Source organism: Streptomyces endocoffeicus, assembly GCF_016741935.1.
Taxonomy (GTDB): Bacteria; Actinomycetota; Actinomycetes; order Streptomycetales; family Streptomycetaceae; genus Streptomyces; species Streptomyces endocoffeicus.
On the sequence record NZ_JAERRG010000003.1, the window covers coordinates 47349 to 67844 of the forward strand.

Consider the following 20496-nt stretch of genomic DNA (forward strand, 5'->3'; position numbering starts at 1 on the left):
GTTCAACCCCCCAGGTTGAGCGTGAGTTTGGTGACGGCGAACGCTTCGGCGTATCGCTCGTGGCATTCGATGCCGCGGATCCGGGCCAGGCCGAGGAAGGCCTCCCGGTCGTACCAGGGCCGGTGCCGCTGCGAGGGGTAGTGCCCCTGCAGCAGCCGCACCTTCCGTTCGGCGATCTCCGGCGTCAGAGGCTGGTACGCCGCCGGTCGGCCGAGGTCGCCGTCCCACTTGACGATCTCGTAGCCGAGCACGAGATGGTCGCGGAAGGCGGTGGGTATCAGCTTCGCCAGGCCGCGGTGGTCCTGGTGCGCGTCATCGGTGCGCGGCGCCAGGATCAGATCCGGGTCGGTCCGTCCGCGCAGTTCCTCGACGGCGGCCTTGGCCTCGTCCCAGTGCACGGGCATACGGCCGTCCGGCAGTTTGAGCACGGTCAGCCGCAGGTCGGCGCCCGGACAGAAGGCGGCGAGCGCGGCCCGCTCCTCCTGCTCGCGTTCGCTGCCGCCGCCGGAGAGCACCAGCGCGTCGACCCGGAGGCCGGGCCGCGCGAGGCACAACGTCAGCAGCGTGCCACCGGCGCCGATCGCGATGTCGTCGCAGTGCGCGCCCACGGCGACGATCGCGTCCAGGGACCCGGCCCCGAGCCGGATCACGCGCGCACCCCGGCGTTGTCGTGCTCCCACACAGCCCACGGGCGGTCGCCCCGGGCGTAGGCGGCGTCGAGCGCGGCCCGCTCCTTCACGGTGTCGGTCGGCTTCCAGAAGCCGCGGTGCTGATGCGCCACCAGCCGTCCGCGCTTGGCCAGTTGGGCGCATCCGTCGGCGACCAGGTCCCCGTTCTCCGGGATGTGGTCGAAGACCTCCTGGCGGAGCACGAAGTAGCCGCCGTTCTCCCACAGTGGCAGTTCGCTCACCGCGGTGATGCCCCCCACCAGGCCGTCATCGCCCAGGTCCACGCAGTGGAACGAGGACTGCGGCGGCACCACCATCATCGACGCACCGGCGTCGCGCCGGGCGAACCGGTCGATCATCTCCGGCAGCGGGGCATCGGTGAGGACGTCGGCGTAGTTGGCGAGGAACATCTCATCGCCGTCCAGGTGGTGCCGCACCCGGCGCAGCCGCTCCCCGATCGGCGACTCGACGCCGGTCTGCGCGAACGTGATCGTCCAGTCCGAGATGTCGGTGGACAGCAGCTCGGTCCGCCCGCCGCGCAGCACGAAGTCGTTGGACGTCGTCTCCTCGTAGTTGAGGAAGAAGTCCTTGATGTGGTGGGCGCCGTAGCCGAGGCACAGGATGAACTCCGTGTGCCCGAAGTGCGCGTAGTAGCGCATGACGTGCCAGATCAGCGGTCGCGGGCCGACCATCGCCATCGGCTTGGGCACGTCGTCCGCGGCACCGCTCCGCATCCGCATCCCGTAACCGCCGCAGAACAGAACGACCTTCATGCTGTGACCTTTCGGGACGCGGCCTCGACGATGCTCAGTTCCGGGATGGGAAAGACCAGCCGGCCGCCCCAGTCGTGCACGAAGGACAGCTGCTCGACCAGCTCTTCCCGCAGGTTCCACGGGAGGACGAGCACATAGTCCGGCCTGTCCGCGGCGATCCGCTCGGGCGGCAGGATCGGGATGCGGGTGCCCGGAGTGAACCTGCCGTGCTTGTAGGGGTTGCGGTCGACCGTGTACGAGAGCAGGTCGGGCCGGATACCGCAGTGGTTGAGCAGGGTGTTGCCCTTGCCCGGGGCGCCGTAGCCGACGACCGTCTTGCCGCGCTCGGCCGCCTCGATGAGGAACGTGAGGAGATCCCGGCGCACCTTGGCCACCCGGGCGGAGAACTGGGTGTACCCGGACAGCTCCCGCAGTCCGGCGGCCTTCTCCCGGGCCAGTACGTCGGCCACCTGGGCGGTCGGCTCGCCTGCCACCTCGGCCGGCCGGGCCCACAGCCGGATGGAACCGCCGTGCGTGGGCAGCAGCTCGACGTCCACGAGCGCGAGTCCGCCGCTGGCAAGGGCCCGGATCGCGGACGCGACCGTGTAGTACTGGAAGTGCTCGTGGTAGATCGTGTCGTACTGGTTCTCCTCGATCAGGGTCAGCAGGTGCTGCACCTCGATGGAGACCCAGCCGTCGTCGGCGACCAGGGCGCGCAGCCCCCGGGTGAACCCGACCACGTCGGGGATGTGCGCGTACACGTTGTTGGCCACGACCAGGTCCGCCGGGCCGTGCTCGGCGCGGACGGCCGAGCCGGTGGCCGGGTCCAGGAACTCCGTGACCGTGGGCACACCCGCGTCGCGCGCCGCGGCGCCGACGTTCACCGACGGCTCGATGCCGAGGCAGCGGATCCCCCGGTCCACCACATGCCTCAGCAGATATCCGTCGTTGCTCGCGACCTCGACCACGAAGGCGTCCGGGCCGAGAGCGAGACGCTCCGCGGCGTCGGCGACGAACGTGCGCGCGTGCTCCACCCAGGAGGTCGAGTACGAGGAGAAGTACGCGTACTCCTTGAACGTCTCCTCCGGGGTGATCAGCGGCGGGATCTGCGCCAGCCAGCAGTCGGTGCAGACCCGCAGGTGCAGCGGGTACGCGGGCTCCGGCTGGTCCAGTTGGTCCGCGGCGAGAAAGCTCTCGCAGGGTGGTGTCGCCCCGAGATCGACGACGCTCGCCAACGTCGCCGAGCCGCAGAGTCGGCATCGTGTCATTTACTGCCCCCCATTGATTCCGTCCGACCCGCGATCGCGGTGCGGTACCCCTCCACCAGGCGCTCCAGCCCGACGGCCGGGCTGAAACCCTGTTCGTAACGGAGCCGGGCCGCCTGGCCCATCTCCCGGTTGCGGTCCGGCTCGGCCGCGATCCGGCGTATGCGGGACGCGAGCGAGGCGGGCTCGCCCGGCCGGTGCAGCAGCCCGGTCACACCGTCCTCGACGAGTTCGACGAAGGCGCCGTGACCGGCGGCGACGGTCGGGACCCCGGCCGCCATCGCCTCCACGACCACCAGGCCGAACGCCTCCAGCCACGTCGAGGGAGCCACCACGGCGACCGATTGCGCGATGGCCTTCCGGCACTCCGCCGGGTCCAACAGGCCGACGAAAGCCACGTCGTCCCGGCCCGCCGCCCACGCGGTCACCTCTCGCTCCAGCGGCCCCGCGCCGGCGATCATCAGCGGTACGCCCACCCCGCCGCTCGCCGCGATCTCGTCCCACGCGGACATGAGCAGCCGTACGCCCTTGGCCTCCGCGAGCCGGCCGAGAAAGAGCAGATGCTCGCCGGCGCCCACTCGGCGGGCGCCCGGGTCGGGCACGAAGTTGTGCTTCACCGCCAGCCGCTCGGCCGGCATACCGGCCCGCACCAGGACGTCGCGCTGCGCCGCGGAGATGCAGAAGAACCGCTCCACGCCGGACCACCACCGCCGCCGGTTGACCGACAGGCTGACCGCGAGCGGCACCGTGGCCAGCCGGGAGCTCCGGTAGCAGCCGTGCCGGACGGCGGGCAGCGGCGCGGAGCCGACGCAGTCGGCGCACGGCCGGCCGTCGCGCTGGAGCGTGCCGGGCGGGCAGATCTGGGTGTAGTTGTGCAGCGTGGCGACGGCGGGCACACCGGCGTCGGCGCAGGCGGCGAGCACCGCGGGGGACAGGAGCGGGAAGACGTTGTGGACGTGGACCACGTCCGGCCGCTCGGCGCGCAGCCGGGCGGCGAGTTCCCTGCGGACCGCCGGGTTCCACGGCACGAGGAGCGGCACCGCGGCCTTGCCCGGCAAGGACCGGTCGGCGATGTCGTCGCTGCGCCGCTCGAACAACTCGACCCGGTGTCCTGCCGCGCGCAGCAGCGCCACCTCCTGGTCGACGACCTTGTTCTCCCCGCTCGGCTGCGCGGAGGCGTAGCGGTTGTGTACTACTAGGACGTGCATGCCGTGCATGCTCAAGGAACCTCCGATCTCCGGGCCCAGCGCGGAATGTGTCGTCGAGGGAGTTCGGGCGTGGCGAGCGGAGCGGCCGCGGCGGGTGCCGCCAACAGCGAGGCGGCCAGGGCCAGATGCAGCAGATACGGCGAGGCGTCGCCAAGACCGGCCTCGGTGTACGACGCGATCGCGCAGTAGCTGATCAGAAAGATCGCGCAGGCCCTCTGCAGCGACGGTGGCCGCAGCAGCGCGACGCCGCCCAGCACGATGATGATCAACGCGACAAAGGTGACGCCGAGCAGACCCTGCTCGTTGTAGACGGCCAGCCAGCTGTTGTCGATCGGCAGCCCGCCGAACGACTTGTCGCCCAGGCCCACGCCGAACAACTTCTCCCCGGTCGTCCGGGGCGCGGCCAGCAGGGCGTCCCAGACCTTGGCCCGGCCGGTGAGGCTGGAGAAGTTCTCCTTGCTCTGTCCGCGCAGGAACCAGGCCTGGAGCACGGAGGCGAACCCCACCGCGGCCACCGTGGCGCACAGCACCGCCCAGGTGAAGAAGCGGCGGGCCGCGGCGCTGGTGAGGAGGAGCGAGCCGATCGCCAACGCCAGGCCGAGGAACAGGCCGAGCGTGGCCGTCCGGGTATGGGTCAGCGCGAGCAGGACGAGTGACGGCACGATGACCAGCGTCGCGCCGGCCCTGTCGATCCGGCGGCCCAGTACGAGCAGCACGGTGAGCCCGATGATCACCGCGGCGTACTGTCCGATCTGCGGCGGGGTGAGCGGCCACAACGCGCCGACCAGCCGCCCGCCGTAGAGGTCGGGCAGGGCCGCGCCCGGTGCGACGACCAGGCCGGCGGCCACCGACCCGAGCACCGCGAAGTACATCCGGATGTGGTGCCGGACGAATGTCAGGCTGCCGTCCCACCAGCGGCTGAGCAGCCACAGCGTGCCGACGAAGAGCGCCAGCCGGGTGCAGCGGAACAGCGCGCCGAACCCGGACTCCAGATGCGCGCTGGAGATCACGCTCGTCAGCAGCAGCAGGGTGAGCAGGAACACGTACGCACTGGCCCGGATGCGCAGCCGGAGATTGACCGCGAGCGCCAGCGCGAACGCGGCGACCAGCGCGCCCATGGTGACCATCTGGATGAGGGAGCGGGGCAGCGGGACGATGGTCTTCGCCCCGGCGGAGCCGAGCGTGTTGAGGACCAGCAGCCCCCAGACGGTCCCGACGGCCTTCGGTGTGTGACCCCCGCCCATCTCAACCACCGTCCCGTGCGCGGAGGGTGCTGCCCGCGTCCTGCTGGTACGGCGTGCCCTGCCACTGCCCGAACTCGAGCACCCGGCTCGGGTCGTGGGCGACGAATTGCCACGGTCCGAGGTAGACGTTGTCGTGCCAGCGGTTGTGCTGCTTGTGGGTGATCTCCTCGGCCACCCCTTCGCCCTGGTACGGCGACCAGTCCGGATAGGTGCCGTAGTTGGCCAGCACCGCCATCCGGTCGCACTTCACCGTGCACTTGACGACGGACGTGTCCAGCACGAAGCGGTTGTCGTGGATGTCCACCCGCTGGGTCTTCCACCGGCAGTCGGCGTAGAGCGGTGGCTTGGCGATCGCCGGCTTCGCGCAGCTGTCGGTGTGCCGGACCAGCAAGGTGCAGTCGCCGGACGAGGTGTTGGCCGGGCTGTTGCAGAACCGGTCGGCGTTTTCCCACAGGGTGATCCCGGACCAGTTGTTCTCCAGCACGTTCCGGTAGATCTCGATCTTGTCGGTGCGGGCTTTGATCCGTGGTTCGCCGCCGGACTCGGACAAGTAGACGGTCGCGTAAGGGAAGGTGTCGCCGCGGTCGGCTTCCCTGCGGCCCTCGACCCAGTTGTTCCGCCGGATCGTGTTCTTCCGGATGACCGCGTTGTAGCTGGTCTCGTAGATCAGCGCGGCACCGTCGTTGTCCTCGAGCACGTTGTTCTCGATGCGGAAGTCGTTGTTGTTGGTGTCCGCCCACAACCCGGTTCCACGGTTGTCGTGCACCCAGTTGCCGCGTACGTCGGCGCCGTTGACGGCCCAGAACTTGACGCCTCCGGTGCAGCCGCAGCCCTCCCGCCGCCGCTCCCAGTCGCCGGTGTTGTTGCCCACGATCTCGTTGTCCTCGACCACCAGGCCGCTGATACGGCCTTTGGCCTTGTACGCGTTCATGCCGTACTGGCCGTTGTCGCGCAGGCAGCTGGCGCGGACTCGCTGGCGGGCACCGGCCATCAGCCCGGCGCCGGAGTTGTCCTGGATCGTCGCGTGCTCGATCACCCACCCGTCGGCCGAGTCATGGTTGACCACGCCCTCGTCCGGCGGCGCCACGAAACGTTGCACGGTCAGGTGGCGGATGGTGACATCGCGGGCGGTGCCGCCGAACGCGTACTGGTTCTTCTTCCGGCCGTCGAGCACCGCGCCCGGCGCGCCGAGGTAGCGGTTCCCCTTCTTGGGGATGACCTGGGCATAGCGGTCCGGGTCGAGCCGGTGCTTGCCCGGTCGAAGCCAGAACGTGGTGTTCGGGGGGTTGCTCTTGGTCTTCGCCGCCAGGTCACCGACCACCGCGGGGTCGACCGTCACCGCGCCCGCCGGTGCCTTCGCCGGCCCGGCCGCGGGCTTGGCGCACGCCCGGGCCACGGACCGGGCCGCGGACGTGGACGGCGCGGCGGTCGGCTCCGCCGCCGGGGCGCCCGGCGTGCTCTCACAGCCGGTCGCCGCCGGCAGGACGAGCGCCGCCGCCGCCACCGGTAACGCCCAGTTCCGCCACTTGATCACCACGCGTACCCCCTAGCCGTGGAACCTGAGTACGGTGGTGAACCCCCGCGCGCCGTCGGCTAAGCCGGTGCCGACCAGTGTGGTGGTGGGTTCCTTGCGTCCGAAGCCGGCGGAGTACCAGCCCAGCGGCGGTCCGGTTGCGCCGCGATGTGCCCGCCAGGACAGCTGTCCGGGCAGGTCGAGCACCGCGGAGCGGTCCTCGCCGTCCCTGTTCCAGGTGAGCACCGCCCGGTTGTCCACCAGGTCCGCGGCGATCGCCGGGCCGAGGTGGAACGCCAGGCGCACCTCCCGGCGCGGGCCGCGCACCTCGTCAACCACCCTCAGCTCCTCGGCCGCGGCCGTCAGCTCCACCCGGCGGCGGTGCACGGAGCCCTGGTAGCCGTCGTGCTCGGCACACCAGCGGGCCACGCCCCCGCCCGATGTGTCGGCGGCCAGGACCCGGCTGCGGGCATGCCGGGTCCACAGGAACGGGCCGCCGGAGACGGACTGGTCACCGCCGTCCAGCTGCAGGGTGTTGTGGCCGAGGGTCGAGCGGAAGTACTGCCGCCATTCGGGCTGCCCGTGGTAGCAGTACGTCCCCGGGTCGGCGAGCACATCGACCCCGTCGTGCCGGACCTCCACGGACAGCGCGTCCGCGTGAGCGTGCGCGGCGATGGACAGGAAGCCGTGCGGACCACCGTCGCAGCGGCACCAGATCTCTCCGGGGCCGCGCAGGATGGTCATCCCCGCGTCGGCGAAGTGCGCCGGGCGGCTCGCCGGGCGGGGCGCGGCCGGTGCGGTGCCGTCCTTCGCGTACGGCCGGATGAGCGCGGCCAGCAGCGGGGTGCGCACATCGGTGCCGGTCACCACCGGCCACCAGGGGAGCCGGCCGAACACGGCGTCCCCGGTGGCCAGCAGCGAGGCCCAGCGGTCGGTGCCCGCGCCGTCCACGACCAGACCGTGCCCGTCGTCGGCGTCCCCCTGGCGCGGCGGCCGTAGCCGGCCGTCCACGATGGCCGCGAGCGCGTCGGTCATCCGCAGCAGCACCAGCCGGACCGACGCGGGGACCGGCACACCGGCGGCATCCGCCTCGGCCACCGCGGCCAGGCCGAGCTCCAGCACCAGTCCGTGATACTCGGTGGCCAGCTCGCGGTTGAGGCCGGAGCCGAAGGTGTTGCTTCGCAGCCGCCGCTCCAGCGACCGCAGCGCGTCGGACCGCCAGCGCGCCGAGGCGGGGAACCAGCCGAACGCGCAGGCCGCGGCGAGCTGCCCGGCGGCCTCGGCGATGACGTGGTTGTTCGCCGAGGACCCCCGGCTGGGGAAGGCGGCCAGCCAGCGCTGGTGGTGCCAGATCTGGTTCAGCGCCACCGGGTTGCCCTCGAACAGCCCGGCCACGCCCGGCCAGCCGTCGAGCAGCCGGCGGATCCACACCCAGGACAGCAGCCGGATCCCCAGCTCGATGCCGCTGGTCCAGTGCACCCCGCGCAGCGGCGCGTTGGCCGTCCACCACGACCGCAGGTGCTCGGCCACTCGCTCGGCGTACCGCTCGTTCCCGGTGATCGCGTAGGCGGCGGCGAGCACGGTGAGGTACTGATGCCGGGACGGCTCCCAGATCTGCTTGATGTCCCCGACCGCGTCCTCGTCGCGGTACGGCACGTCGAAGGCGTAGCCCGACGGGGCCCGGCGCCCGGTCTTCGGGTCGTACCACCAGTCCGGGTCGGCCAGGTCGTCGCGGTCCACCCCGAAGTACTCGGCGTGCCCGGCCATCAGCCGGTCCGCCTCGGCGATGAGACGTTTCGCGGCGTCCGGTGGCACCGCGGCGATCGTCCCCGCGGGCAGTACCGCGGTGAACCGGGCGCCGGTCACGCTCGGGCAGTCCGGCCGCGCCGACCGCCACCGCCGTCTGCGCACCGCGTCGCCCACCCGGCCGCCGACCTCCCGCGGTCCCATCCGGGACAGCCGCCGCAGGTACCAGCCCGCGCTCATGTTCATCGCGCCCTCGCCAACGTCACCGGCGCACCGGCGGCCAGGCCGGTCCGCACGGCGAGGGTGGCCGCCGTGGTGGCGACCAGCGACTCCAGCGGCACCGGCATCGGCCCGCCGGTCCGCACGGCCTTGACGAACGCGGCCAGCTCGGCGGACTGGCCCTTGTCCCGGGCCTTGGGCAGCCGCGAACTGACCCACCGGTCGCGGCCGACCCCCCTGTCCACAAACACCGAGGCACGGACGAAGTCGTCGAGCCGCAGCACCTTGCCGTCCGCGATCAGGTCGAGCGTCTCCTTGGGGAAGCCCGGCGAGCCGGTGGTGACGTAAGCGAGGGTGGCGGTGGACCCGTCCGGGTAGCGCAGCACGATTTGCAGGTCCTCGTTGCCGGACGCGGCGACCGCGTACACCGACACCGGATCGGCATCGAGCAGCCAGCTCGCCGTGTCGATGAAGTGCCCGCCCTCGCCGGCGAACCGCGAGCCCTCGGTGCCCTGTTGGAGGTACCAGCTGCCGTGGTCGAGCCGGCCCGCGTTGACCAGGTAGCGGAGGTTCGCCGGACCGGTCCGGGCGCCGAACCGCTTCCTGGCCTCCTGCAGCAGCGGCGCGAACCGGCGGTTGAAGCCCACCTGCAGCCGGTCGTTGCCGGACTCCTCCACCGCCGCGAGCACGCCGGCCAGCTCGTCCTCGGTGAGGGCCAGGGGCTTCTCCACGAACACCGCCTTGCCGGCCCGCAGCGCCCTCTGGGTCAGTTCGGCGTGCGAGCTGTGCCGGGTGACCACGAACACCGCGTCGATGGACGGGTCGCCGAGCACGGCGTCGAGATCGGTGGTCGCCTCGGCGAAGCCGAACTTCCGCTTCGCGTTGGCCGCGGACAGCGCCGTAGTGGTGACGACCGTGGCCAGCTCGACGCCGTCGCGCCGTTCCAGGTGCGGCAGCAGCATCGACGTCGCGTAGTTTCCCGCGCCGACGAACGCCAGCCGCACCGACGCGTTGGCGTACCGGGCCGGAGTGGACACTCCGCCGCCGCGTCGCACCGCGGGCACGGCCACCGCCGGGGACCCCGTTTCCACGGCGTGGCCGGGGTGCCCGGGATACCGGAACAGCACCGCCACGGCCTTCAGGTCGCCGTCCTTCAGGCGCCGGTACGTCTCGACGGCGTCGTCGAAGTCGGCGATGTGGGAGACCAGGGGCTCCACGTCGACACTGCCGCGGGCGAGGAGATCGAGGAAACACGCCAGGTTGCGGCGCTCGGTCCAGCGCACGTAGCCGATCGGGTAGTCCCGCCCCTCGAGCTCGTACTCCGGGTCGTAGCGCCCGGGGCCATAACTGCGGGAGAACCGGACGTCGAGCTCCTTCTCGTAGTACGCGTTCCACGGCAGGTCCAGGCGGCACTTGCCGATGTCGACGACCCGGCCGCGGTCCCGGCTCAGTCGGGCGGCCAGCTCGACGGGCTGGTTACTGCCGCCACCGGCGGCCAGATACACCTGGTCCACGCCCAGGCCGCCGGTGAGCTCGGCGACGGCGGCTTCCACGGCCGCGGACGCGGGATCGCCGCAGGCCGCCGCGCCCAGGCGCTCGGCGAGCTCACAGCGCACCGGGTCGGGGTCGGCCCCGACGACACGGACTCCCGAGGCGGCGAGCAGCTGCACCACCAGCTGCCCGATCAGCCCGAGGCCGATGACCAGCGCCACTTCGCCGAGCCGTGACTCGCCCTGGCGGACCCCCTGCAACGCGATCGACCCGACGGTGCCGAAGGCCGCGTGCCGCGGCTCGAGGCCGTCCGGCACCCGGGCGTAGAGGTTCTTCGGCACCCAGTTCAGCTCGGCGTGCAGCGCGTGCTCATTGCCGGCGCAGGCCACCAGGTCGCCGACCTTCACATCGTCGATCCCGGCGCCGACCTGCTCGACCACTCCGCACAGCGAGTAGCCGAGCGGCGTGTAGGAGTCCAGCTTGCCCATCACCTTGCGGTAGGTGGCGGGCAATCCGTTGGTGGCCACGCTCTGCACGACCTTGGCCACCTGATCGGGCCGGGAGCGGGCCTTGCCCAGCATCGACATGCCGGCCTCGGACACCTTCATGAGCTCGGTCCCGGTGGATATCAGCGAGTAGGCGCTGCGGACCAGCACACCCCCCGGCTTGCACCCCGGCACCGGCACGTCGAGCAGCGCCAGCTCGCCGCTCTTGTAGTTCTGCACAACCTGTTTCACCCGAAGTCCTCTTGTCTCTACGCCGTGAAGGGGGAGTTCTGGCCGGACCCGGAGGTCGCGCCGCGGTACCAGTACTCGAGGGTCAGCACATGCCACAGATGCTTGGAGAAGTCCCGCTGCCCGGCGGCGTCCTCGGCGACCATCCGCGCCAGCGCGTCGCGGCGCAGGAACCCGGAACGGACGAGCACGCCGTCGTCCACCACCTCGCGCACCAGCGGTGCCAGATCCCGGCTCATCCAGGCCCGCAACGGGGCGCTGAACAGGCCCTTGGGCCGGTACACGATCTCCCGGGGCAGAATCGAGGTGGCCGCCTCCTTGAGGACGGCCTTCCCCTGCCGTCCGACGATCTTGCGGTCACCGGGCACGGCGAACGCCGCCTTGACCACCTCGACGTCCACATACGGCACCCGCACCTCGGTCGACGCGGCCATGCTCGACCGGTCCGTGTACGTGAGGTTCAGGCCCGGCAGGAACATCCGGGCGTCGCCCAGGCACATGCGGTTGACGAAGTCGTCGAGGTCGTTGTCCTGGTAGACATCCGCATGCTCGGTCAGCACGTCCTCGACCGTGCCGACCAGGTCCGGATCGATCAACGCGAGCAGCTCGTCCCGGTCGTACATGGTGTAGCTGCGCCGGAACGCGGTCTCCTCCGGCAGATCGGCGAAGGAGAGGAACCGCTTCGCGAAGCGCACCGACCGGTACCCCCGGCGGGCCGTGGCCACCGGCAGCCGGTCCACGGCCCTGGACACCCCGCGCCGCAGGGGCCGCGGGACGCGCTGGTAGCGCAGCGCGATCAGGTTGGCCAGGTGCTTGCGGTAACCGGCGAACAGCTCGTCGGCACCCATCCCCGAGAGCATCACCTTGACCCCGGCCTCCCGGGCGGCCGAGCAGATCAGGAACGTGTTGATCGCGGCGGGGTCGCCGATCGGCTCGTCCAGGTGGTACGTCATCCGCGGCAGCAGGTCGAGCACGTTGGGCGCGATCTCGATCTCATGCAGGTCGACGCCGAACCGCTCGGCCACCCGCCGGGCGTAGCGCAGGTCGTCCGGCATGGCCTCGAACTTGGCGTCCTCGGCGCGGAACCCGATCGTGTACGCGGAGATCCCGGGTTGGTGGCGGGCCGCCAGCGCGGTCAGATAGCTGGAGTCAAGACCGCCGGAGAGGAAGGTCGCCACGGGTACGTCGGAGAGCAGATGCTGCCGAGTCGACTCCTCGACGATGGCGGCGAGGTCCGGCCGCTCGCCGCTTTGGGCCCGCTCCCGGCCCTCGGCGGCGACGTCCTTCAGGTTCCAGAACCGGCCGCGCTCCACCCGGCCGTCGGGCCGGCACCTCAGCCAGCTCCCGGGCGGCAGCTTCTCCGCTTCGCGGAACGCGCAGCGCGAATCCGGCACCCAGTAGTACAGCAGCGAGGCCACCAGCGCCGCATGGTCCACCTCCAGCGACCCGCCGGTCACGGCGGCGAGCGCCTTGAGTTCGGAGGCGAACACCAGACCCCCGCCGCGCCGGAGCAGGAACAGCGGCTTGATGCCGAGCTGGTCGCGGGCGAGCACCAGATCACCGGTGCGCTCGTCGAAGATCCCGAACGCGAACATGCCGCGCAGCCGGGGCAGGCAGCCCGTGCCCCAGCGCCGCCAGGCCTCCAGCAGCACCTCGGTGTCGGAGGTACCGCGGAAGCGCACCCCGGCGGCCGCCAGTTCGGCGCGCAGCTCGGGCGCGTTGTACAGCTCGCCGTTGTACGTCAGGACGAGGCCGTCCGAGACCATCGGCTGGGCGCCGGTCCCGGACAGGTCGATGATGGCGAGCCGGCGGTGCCCGAGGTGCACTTCGCCGTCGCCGACGGGGTGGCTGTACCGGCCCGTCCCGTCCGGACCGCGGTGGGCGAGGGTATCGGTGAGCCGGTCGGTCACGGCCTTCCCGTCCGGCCATCGGTACGTGCCTGCGATGCCGCACATGTCCTACCGTGCCTCCTGGTCGCTGTCCGGGACTCGCGCGGCCCACATCGGCGGTCGCTCCGTCCGTAGTTGGCCCGTCTCATGCCGCCGGGCCAGCCGCTCGCTCTGGCCGCGCAGCGCGATGTGCAGCCCGTCCCACAGCGTGCCGTCGGTCCGGTCACGCGGATCGGGGTCGATCAGCACCACCCCGATCACCGGAATGCGCTGGTCCGCGAGCTGCCGCGCCACGGTGTGCAGCCAGGCGGCGCTGCCGTGCCCGGCACGCACGACGAGCACGGTCCGGGTACCGAGGTACTGGAGGTCGGTCCACGCGGTGCCGGGCGCGACCGAGCCGACGCCGAGCCGGCGCTCCTGACGCGACATGGCCGCGGCATGCTCGCCGCTGACCACGGCCGGGTCTCCTGGCTTCGGGCGGCGGCTCGCCAGCTGCGGGCCGGGCAGACCATCGATGATCACCACTGGCCCCTCTGCCGCCAGTGCCCTGGCGAGGTCCAGGGCGATCACGCTCGTGCCGCGCGCACAGCCCAGTTCCAGCAGCGACACCGGTTCCGCGGAGCCGCGCACGGTGCGGGAAAGGGTCGTGGTGAGGCGTTCCCGCGCCGCACGGGTCCGTCGGCGCTGCCACGGCTTCCCCGACCGGCGGGGCAGCTCCGCGATGACCGAGGCGCCCAGGTTCGCCGCGATCTCCCGGCGCAGCACCGGGCGGTCCGCCACCACCGTGCCGACCGCGGCCACCGCGAGCCCGAGGGCGAGCCCGAGGACGAGCCCGATCGCGGCGTTGGTGGCGGCGGCCCTGGGCAGGGACTGCGGCACCACGCGAGGGGCGTCCACGATCTGCGTGCCGGCGATGATCCGGGGCGTACCGGTGCGGGCCTCCGCGGCGCGCTGGTCGAAATCGGCGATCCGCGAGTTGAGCTCGGCCCGGCGGGCGAAGAGCGACTCGGTGCTCGCCGACGCTTCCGGGTCGCTGCCCGGCGATCGGTCTCCGATCGCCTTGTTGACCTTGGTGAGTTCGTCCCGCACGCGGTCACGCTGGTCGAGCAGGGCCTTGGACTCGGCTTTCGCGGTCTCCCGCATCCGCCTCACATGGTCCGCGACGAACGCGTCGGCCAGCGCCTTGGCCCGGGCCACCGCTTCCGCGTCGCTGGCACCTGTCACATCGATCCGCAGCAGGTTGTTGGTCAAGCCGGTACCCCGGTAGTCCCGCATGAAGTCTTCCGGTTTTTCCCGGGACTTGAGGGATCGCAGGGCCTGGCCGGCGATCCGCGAGGTCCCCAGCAGCGCGACATCGGTGCGGATCAGCGTTCCGGTGTCGTTCGGCTGGTCCTCCTGATGCGCGACCAGCACTTTGGTCACCGCGGTCGGCGGTGGCGGCATCAGGACCGCCATCGCCGCGCCGACCAGCAGCCCCAGCAGAGCCATGGAGCACCAGAGGCGGCGGCGCCTGCGCACCGCCACCACCAGCCCTTGCAGGTCGAACAGCGGAGCGGCCGCCGACGACTCCGAAGTCGTGCTCGTCGTCACCCCGCACCTCCCGCCGCGTGGCCGGGAACCGCGAGCGCCGGAGCGGCGTCATCCGGGGGGTGGCCGGCCGACCGCTTCGTACGGGCCCGGACCGCGCCGGCGACGACGATGCCGACGACCTCGTGCTTGCCGTCCGCGCACGCCTCGGCGATGCCGGTGAGCTCGTCCGCGGTCCAGCTCCCCGCGCTGAGCACGACCAGGGCACCGGACTCGGTGCCGCGGTCCGGCACCAGCGGCTGGGACACCGAGACTTCCACCACCCGCAGCACGGGGTATCCGCTGCCCGAAGAGGTGGGGGAACGATCGCCCCTGGACTCGGCGACGAGCTGCTCGGCGGCCCGGCGGGCGATCTCGTCGCCTTCGGGCACAACCACCAGCAGCCGCCGGGGGGCCGGCAGCCGGTCCCGGAGGCGGGCGCACACCCGCCGGTAGCGGATCAGCCTGCCGGCCTCGTCGCCGGACGCCCGCGGCGTCGGTATGTCCCACCGGACGTCGAGGCCGAGCAGTCGGCGGAACCGGGCCCGCGGGCCACTGCCTTCCGGCCGGTGCGCGGGCCGTTCACCGGGTACGTCGACGGTACCCAGCAGCGCCGAGCCCAGCGCCGCGGCGATCTCCGGTTCGGTGCGCAGCCGGCGACTCATCCGTGCGGCGGTGAGCTGGCCGATGACCGCGAGCAGGAAGAACAGCAGCGCTCCGGCGACGATGAGCTGCGTCCTCGTCGGCGGTGCCTCGCCGGCCGGCCGGGCCGCCTGCCCCATGACGACCATGTTGGACTTGTTGGTCACCGGGTCGGCCTCGTCCAGCTTTTTCACGGCCTCCTGCAGCGCGATGCGCAGCTTCTCGAGCTCGGTGCGGCCCTGCACGCTCTCCACGGTCCGCCCCGGATCGGCAGCGTCGGCCAGCTCGGTGATGCGGCGGCTGGTCTGCACCACCATCTTCCGCAGCGCCTCGGGCCCGGTCGACGCCGCGGACTCGGTGTCGTCGCCCGCGAGCCGCGCGGCGAAGGCGACGAACTGCTGGGCCACCTGGTCGGCGAGGCGCTGCGCGCGCTCCGGGGTGTCGGCCGTACCCGAGATCTTGATGATGTTCCCGTCGGTGGCCTTGGCGCTCACCCGGTCCCGCAGCTCACTGCCGCTGACCCCGGTCCAGCCGAGCGTGGCGGCCGCGCGGTCGACCACCACCGAACTGGTCGCGATCTCCGCCTGGGTCAGCAGCTCGCGCTCCTCCCACGCCCCCGGCAGCAGTACCGACGCCGACGTCGTGTAGCGCGGCGGAAACAGCAGCGAGGTGCCGTAGCCGACGAGCGCCCCCACCACGGCGAGGACGGTGAGCAGCCGCCAGCGCCGACGGATAATCCGCCCGATCGTGACCAGGCGTATCGTGTCATCGCTCAACGGTGCGGCCTCCTCCCCGCCCGGTCCGGGCCGCCCGCCGCCACCGGAGCGTGGTCGCGGCAGGCGGCGGCGTAGGCGGCGAGCAGCGACGCTTGCGAGTTCCGCCAGGAGAGCGGCCCGCCGATCCGCTCCTGGCCGAGCTTGCCCATCCGGGCCCGCTTCTCCGGATCGTCGAGGAGCAGCGCGATGAGCCCCGCGAACTCGGCCTCGTCGTTGGCGGGCGCGTAGACGGCGGCGTCACCGGCGGAGACGCGCGCCTCCTTCAGGTCGAACGAGACGATCGGCCGGCCCATCGCCATGTACTCCAGGACCTTGTTCATGGTCGACACGTCGTTGAGCGGATTGCGCGGGTCGGGGGAGAGGCACACGTCCGCGGTGGACAGGTAGCGCACCAGGTCGGCGTCCGGGACGCGGCCGGTGAACCGCACCTGCTCGGAGAGCCCGAGCCGCCGGGACAGCTCCACCATCGCGTCGAAGGCGTCGCCGGCGCCGACGAACACCGCATACCAGTCGGTCCGTCCGAGCTCGTCGCGCAGCTTCGCGAGGGCCCGCAGGGCGTAGTCGACGCCGTCCTGGGGGCCCATGACGCCGAGGTAGCACAGCAGATGGGGCTTGCCGTGCTTCAACTCCGGCTCGGGCGGCACCGGTTGGAACCGCTCGATCGCGGGCGCGCTGCGCACCACGAACACATCCTCCGGCCGCCGGCCGCCACGGCGCAGTGCGACGTCCCGGTAACTCTCGTTCGTGGCGAGCACGATGTCCGCGGCCCGGTAGGTCCGCCGTTCCAGCGCGCACACGGCGCGGTAGAGCAGATCCTCACCGCGGTCGAACCGGGAGAGATACAGCTCGGGTACCAGGTCGTGCTGGTCGAAGACGAACCGCGCGCCGCGCCGCTTCAGCCACAGCGCCGGCAGGAACAGCAGGTCGGGCGGGTTGCAGGCGTGGACCACGTCGACCGGGCCGACCTTGCGGGCCAACCGGGCCGTGTGCCACAGCGCCGATCCGTACTCCCGCAGATAGCCGGCCGGCCCTCCGGTGGCCGCGCGCAACGGGTAGCGGTGGATCCGCACCCCGTCGATCACCGCCTCCGGCTCCGTGTCCCGCTTGCTCCCCCGGGGACAGATGACGTGCACCTCCCAGCCCGCGTCGCGCAGCGTCGTGCACTCCTGCCACACCCGCCGGTCGAACGGCACCGACAGGTTCTCCACCAGGATCAGCGCGCGCCGGCCCGACCCGTCACCACTGATCGCATTACCAAGCAAGGCCCATGTACCCCGGTTCGGCCCGGCGCGCCTCGGCGTCGGGAAGGCGGATGAGATCGACGAGCACCGGGCCGTCGCCCTGGGGCAGCGCCGACAGCACGGCCGGATCCCTGGTCCCGACCAGGCACACCTCGGCGTGCTCGAGCACCTTGCCGACGGAGTCCGTGAGCAGCTGCGCGAGGTGCGGCAGCCGGTTCTCGATGTACTCGCGGTTCGCGCCGATCAGCCGGGAGAGGTTCACATTGGCGTCGTAGATCCGCAGGTCGTAACCCTTGCCGAAGAGCCGCTCCGCGAGCTCGACGAGCGGGCTCTCGCGGAGGTCGTCGGTGCCGGGTTTGAAGGACAGCCCGAACATGCCTATCCGGCGCTTGCCGGTGCGCTCGACCAGGTCCACCGCGCGTTGCAGATGTTCGGAGTTGGAGGGCAGTACATGGGCGAGAATCGGCACCGAGACATCGGCCCGCTGCGCCGCGTGGACCAGGCTGCGCAGGTCCTTGGGCAGGCAGGAGCCACCGAAGGCGAAGCCGGGCCGCAAGTAGGCGGGGCTGATGTTCAGCTTGCGGTCGGCCAGGAACACGTCCATCACCTGGTGCGAGTCCACCCCGAGCGCCTGGCACACCGCGCCCAGCTCGTTCGCGAAGCCGATCTTGAGGCCGTGGAACGCGTTGTCCGCGTATTTGATCGCCTCGGCCGTCGGGACCGGCACCCGGAACACCTCGCCGGGCAGGCCCTCGTACAGCGCCGTCACCGCGTCGCCGCTCGCCGGGTCGAGCTCGCCGATGACGGTCTTGGGCGGGTCGAAGAAGTCCCGCACGCTGGTGCCCTCGCGCAGGAACTCCGGGTTGACCGCGACCCCGAAGTCCACCCCGGCCGTGCCGCCGACGTTCTTCTCCAGGATCGGCACCAGCAGGTTCAGACAGGTGCCCGGGAGCATGGTGCTGCGGAACACGACGGTCTGCCGGCCGCCGCGCTCGGCCAGCGCGGCGCCGATCTGCTCGGTGACCCGCTCCAGATACGTGGTGCACAGGCTGCCGTTGGGCTCCGACGGCGTGCCCACGCAGACCAGCGACACCTCGCTGTTCTTGATCGCCTCACGGACGTCGCCGGTGGCGCGTAACGCCCCGGTCCGCACGACCTCGGCGATGAGCTCGCCGATCCGCTCCTCGACCACCGGGGCCTTGCCGTCGTTGACCAGGTCGACCTTCACCTGGTTGACGTCCACCCCGATGACCTCGTGGCCCAGGTTCGCCAGGCACGCGGCCGATACGCAGCCCACGTAGCCGAGCCCGAAAACGCTGACTCTCATGACCCGTCTCTCCCCCCAGGCAGGCCCTTGCGGCCTGCGGTCCGCGCGCCGGTCGGACGACCTCCGCGCATCAGTACGCCCCCTGCCCGTGGAGCACCGCACGCAGCGTCTTCCACAAGATCACCGTGTCCAGGGCGAGCGACCAGTCCTCCACGTACCGCAGGTCGAGGCGGACCGCCTCCTCCCACGGCAGGTCGCTGCGTCCGCTGATCTGCCACAGACCGGTGAGCCCGGGCTTGACCAGCAGCCGCCGCCGGATGTCCGGGCCGTACGCCGCGGACTCCTCCGGTAGCGGAGGCCGCGGTCCGACGAGCGACATCGATCCGGTGAGCACGTTGAAGAGCTGCGGGAGCTCGTCGAGCGAGTACCGGCGCAGCACTGCTCCCACCCGGGTCACCCGCGGATCCCGGCGGAGCTTGAACAGCAGGCCCGCGCCCTCGTTGCGGTCGGCCAGCTCCGCACGTGCCCCGTGGGCCCCGGAGACCATGGTGCGGAACTTGACGATGGTGAACTCGCGGCCGTCCTTGCCCACTCTGCGCTGGCGGTAGAACGCCCCACCCCGACTGTCCACCAGCACGAGCAGCCCGACGAGCACCATCAGCGGCGCGAACAGCACCAGCAGGACCGCCGCGCCCACCCGGTCGACGACCCCTTTGATCGCCCGGCGGCCCCCGGTGAAGGTCGGCATGCTGACCCGCAGCAGCGGGATCCCGAGCACCGCGTCGACGTGCAGCCGCGGGCCGGCCACCTCCATCAGCACCGGGGCCACGACCATCTCGGCATCGCTGCCCTCGAGGTTCCAGGCCAGCCGCTGCAGCCGGTCCGGTGACCAGTGCGGGTCCGGTGTGACCGCGACGACACGGTAGCCGTCGTGGCGGACGTGCTTGGCGACGTCCCCCAGCCGGCCGACGACCGGCACTTCGTCCACTCGGTCACCCTCGAGCCCGCGACCGTCCGTCGTGCACACCGCCTCCACCCGCCAGCCGAGGTGCGGGAACTTGCGGGTCCGGGTGATCAGATCGCGCACGGTGGCCGGGCTCCCGGCAGCGAGCACCGGCCTCAGACACCGCCCTTCCTTGCGCTGTTTGTGCAGCCAGAGGCGGAGCACATACCGCGCGGTCATGGTGACGAGCGCGATCGCGGGGATCGCGACGAAGATCCAGAGCTTGATGTTGCGCGAGGTCAGGGCGATCCCGCCGAGCGCCAGGACGACCGTCGCCGTGAACAGTGAGCGTCCGAGCCGGCGGAATTCCTCGGCGCCCTGGCCGAGCACGGCCGGAGCCCATGACCGGCTCACCGCAAGAGTTCCCAGCACCAGCAGTTCGGTGCCGAATGCGAGAATTCCCCATTTCTCGTGCCAGTTGGCCGCGTCCCGGGCCCCGAAGAAGTTGCCGATGGCCGCCACCACGCAGGCGGTGGCCACGGTATCGCTGGTGATCACGGTACGGCGGTACCGCTGCTCCCAGTCGTGCGCGGGCCGACCGATCGCCCCATCCGCCAGACGCCCGCGCTCTGACGGAAACGGGCTGGCTAATCCCCCTCGCCGCACGGAACCCCCCAGGTCCCCAGTGGTTCGACGTGTTCGCCTAACACTGTTCCTCCCCCCGGGAGGCCCCCGCCTCCCGCACTGTCCTCCCCTCGGGAGGCCCCCGCCTCCCGCGCCGCGCTGTTCCTCCCCTCGGGAGGTCCCCGCCCCCCGGCGGATGGCATCCCGGATATTGCAGCGCTACTTGGACACTCCACTCACATGGGAGCGGACTCGCATGTCCTGCCAGGCTTTCGAGGTGCGCGGGAACCCGTCGAAACCTCGGGTGTCCCCACACCCAAGGCCCTACCCGGGCTCCGAGAAGGCCTGTAGATCATTATTTGTCGCTCGTGTCCAAACAAATGAAGCACGGGTCAATCTAGAACACCGGGGCCCGTCTGAAGAAGAGTTGTGTGCAATATGTGCTCAAAGTTTGAAGCCGGATCCACCGGGCGGTGACTGCCCGCGGGGGGTTTGAGGGCGGAGGCATGCCGTGTGACCTGTGATGACGGGCGTTTTTCGGGCCGCCGGCACCGGGTCGCACGAGGGGCGATTTCAGGGCGACTTCTGCACACTCGGCTGTGGTGCCGGTCGGGGTGGGCGCGGTGTGGGCCTCGGCGCCGCTGCGCGGGTCACTGCTGTCCGCCGAAGGGTTGACGTCCGCAGAAAGCGCTTGTTACAACGTTGCAA

Annotated in this window: 14 protein-coding genes; all 14 read right to left on the reverse strand. The window is 71.5% G+C overall.

All coding sequences use genetic code 11. From position 1 onward, the window contains the following. Positions 1 to 2: 2 nt before the first annotated feature. The 14 genes from JK364_RS10435 to JK364_RS10500 all read right to left on the reverse strand — a co-directional run bounded on the left by JK364_RS10435 (position 3) and on the right by JK364_RS10500 (position 19830). A complete protein-coding gene (locus tag JK364_RS10435) occupies positions 3 to 650 on the reverse strand; it encodes a PIG-L deacetylase family protein (protein ID WP_201849937.1) in 648 nt (215 codons plus the stop codon). After that, positions 647 to 1441 (reverse strand): glycosyltransferase family protein, encoded by a 795-nt coding sequence (locus JK364_RS10440; RefSeq protein ID WP_201849938.1) that lies wholly within the window; start codon positions 1439 to 1441, stop codon positions 647 to 649. Before JK364_RS10440 ends, JK364_RS10435 begins: the two co-directional genes overlap by 4 nt. Beyond that, positions 1438 to 2688 (reverse strand): class I SAM-dependent methyltransferase, encoded by a 1251-nt coding sequence (locus JK364_RS10445; protein WP_201849939.1) that lies wholly within the window; start codon positions 2686 to 2688, stop codon positions 1438 to 1440. Before JK364_RS10445 ends, JK364_RS10440 begins: the two co-directional genes overlap by 4 nt. Next, a complete protein-coding gene (locus JK364_RS10450) occupies positions 2685 to 3893 on the reverse strand; it encodes a glycosyltransferase (protein ID WP_201849940.1) in 1209 nt (402 codons plus the stop codon). Before JK364_RS10450 ends, JK364_RS10445 begins: the two co-directional genes overlap by 4 nt. Positions 3894 to 3904: 11 nt before the next feature. Beyond that, entirely contained in the window at positions 3905 to 5137 is a 1233-nt protein-coding gene (locus JK364_RS10455) for an O-antigen ligase family protein (protein WP_201849941.1), read from the reverse strand. A gap of 1 nt (position 5138) precedes the next feature. Further along, positions 5139 to 6674, reverse strand: a complete 1536-nt coding sequence (locus tag JK364_RS10460) for a right-handed parallel beta-helix repeat-containing protein (protein WP_201849942.1) — start codon at positions 6672 to 6674, stop codon at positions 5139 to 5141. 9 nt (positions 6675 to 6683) lie between these two features. Continuing rightward, positions 6684 to 8642, reverse strand: a complete 1959-nt coding sequence (locus JK364_RS10465; RefSeq protein ID WP_201849943.1) for an alginate lyase family protein — start codon at positions 8640 to 8642, stop codon at positions 6684 to 6686. Continuing rightward, on the reverse strand, positions 8639 to 10843 hold the full coding sequence (locus tag JK364_RS10470) for a bi-domain-containing oxidoreductase (RefSeq protein ID WP_201849945.1): 2205 nt from the start codon (positions 10841 to 10843) through the stop codon (positions 8639 to 8641). The genes JK364_RS10465 and JK364_RS10470 overlap by 4 nt, the downstream gene beginning before the upstream one ends. Positions 10844 to 10860: 17 nt before the next feature. Then, positions 10861 to 12795, reverse strand: coding sequence for an asparagine synthase (glutamine-hydrolyzing) (gene asnB, locus JK364_RS10475; RefSeq protein WP_201849947.1), 1935 nt, complete (start codon positions 12793 to 12795; stop codon positions 10861 to 10863). A 3-nt stretch (positions 12796 to 12798) separates the two neighbouring features. Continuing rightward, positions 12799 to 14319, reverse strand: coding sequence for a Wzz/FepE/Etk N-terminal domain-containing protein (locus tag JK364_RS10480; protein ID WP_201849949.1), 1521 nt, complete (start codon positions 14317 to 14319; stop codon positions 12799 to 12801). Beyond that, entirely contained in the window at positions 14316 to 15713 is a 1398-nt protein-coding gene (locus JK364_RS10485) for a Wzz/FepE/Etk N-terminal domain-containing protein (protein ID WP_201849950.1), read from the reverse strand. Before JK364_RS10485 ends, JK364_RS10480 begins: the two co-directional genes overlap by 4 nt. Next, positions 15710 to 16975, reverse strand: a complete 1266-nt coding sequence (locus JK364_RS10490) for a glycosyltransferase family 4 protein (RefSeq protein ID WP_201849952.1) — start codon at positions 16973 to 16975, stop codon at positions 15710 to 15712. The genes JK364_RS10485 and JK364_RS10490 overlap by 4 nt, the downstream gene beginning before the upstream one ends. Beyond that, entirely contained in the window at positions 16965 to 18281 is a 1317-nt protein-coding gene (locus JK364_RS10495; RefSeq protein WP_201849961.1) for a nucleotide sugar dehydrogenase, read from the reverse strand. Before JK364_RS10495 ends, JK364_RS10490 begins: the two co-directional genes overlap by 11 nt. Positions 18282 to 18351: 70 nt before the next feature. Then, a complete protein-coding gene (locus JK364_RS10500) occupies positions 18352 to 19830 on the reverse strand; it encodes a sugar transferase (protein ID WP_201849963.1) in 1479 nt (492 codons plus the stop codon). Positions 19831 to 20496: the final 666 nt, after the last annotated feature.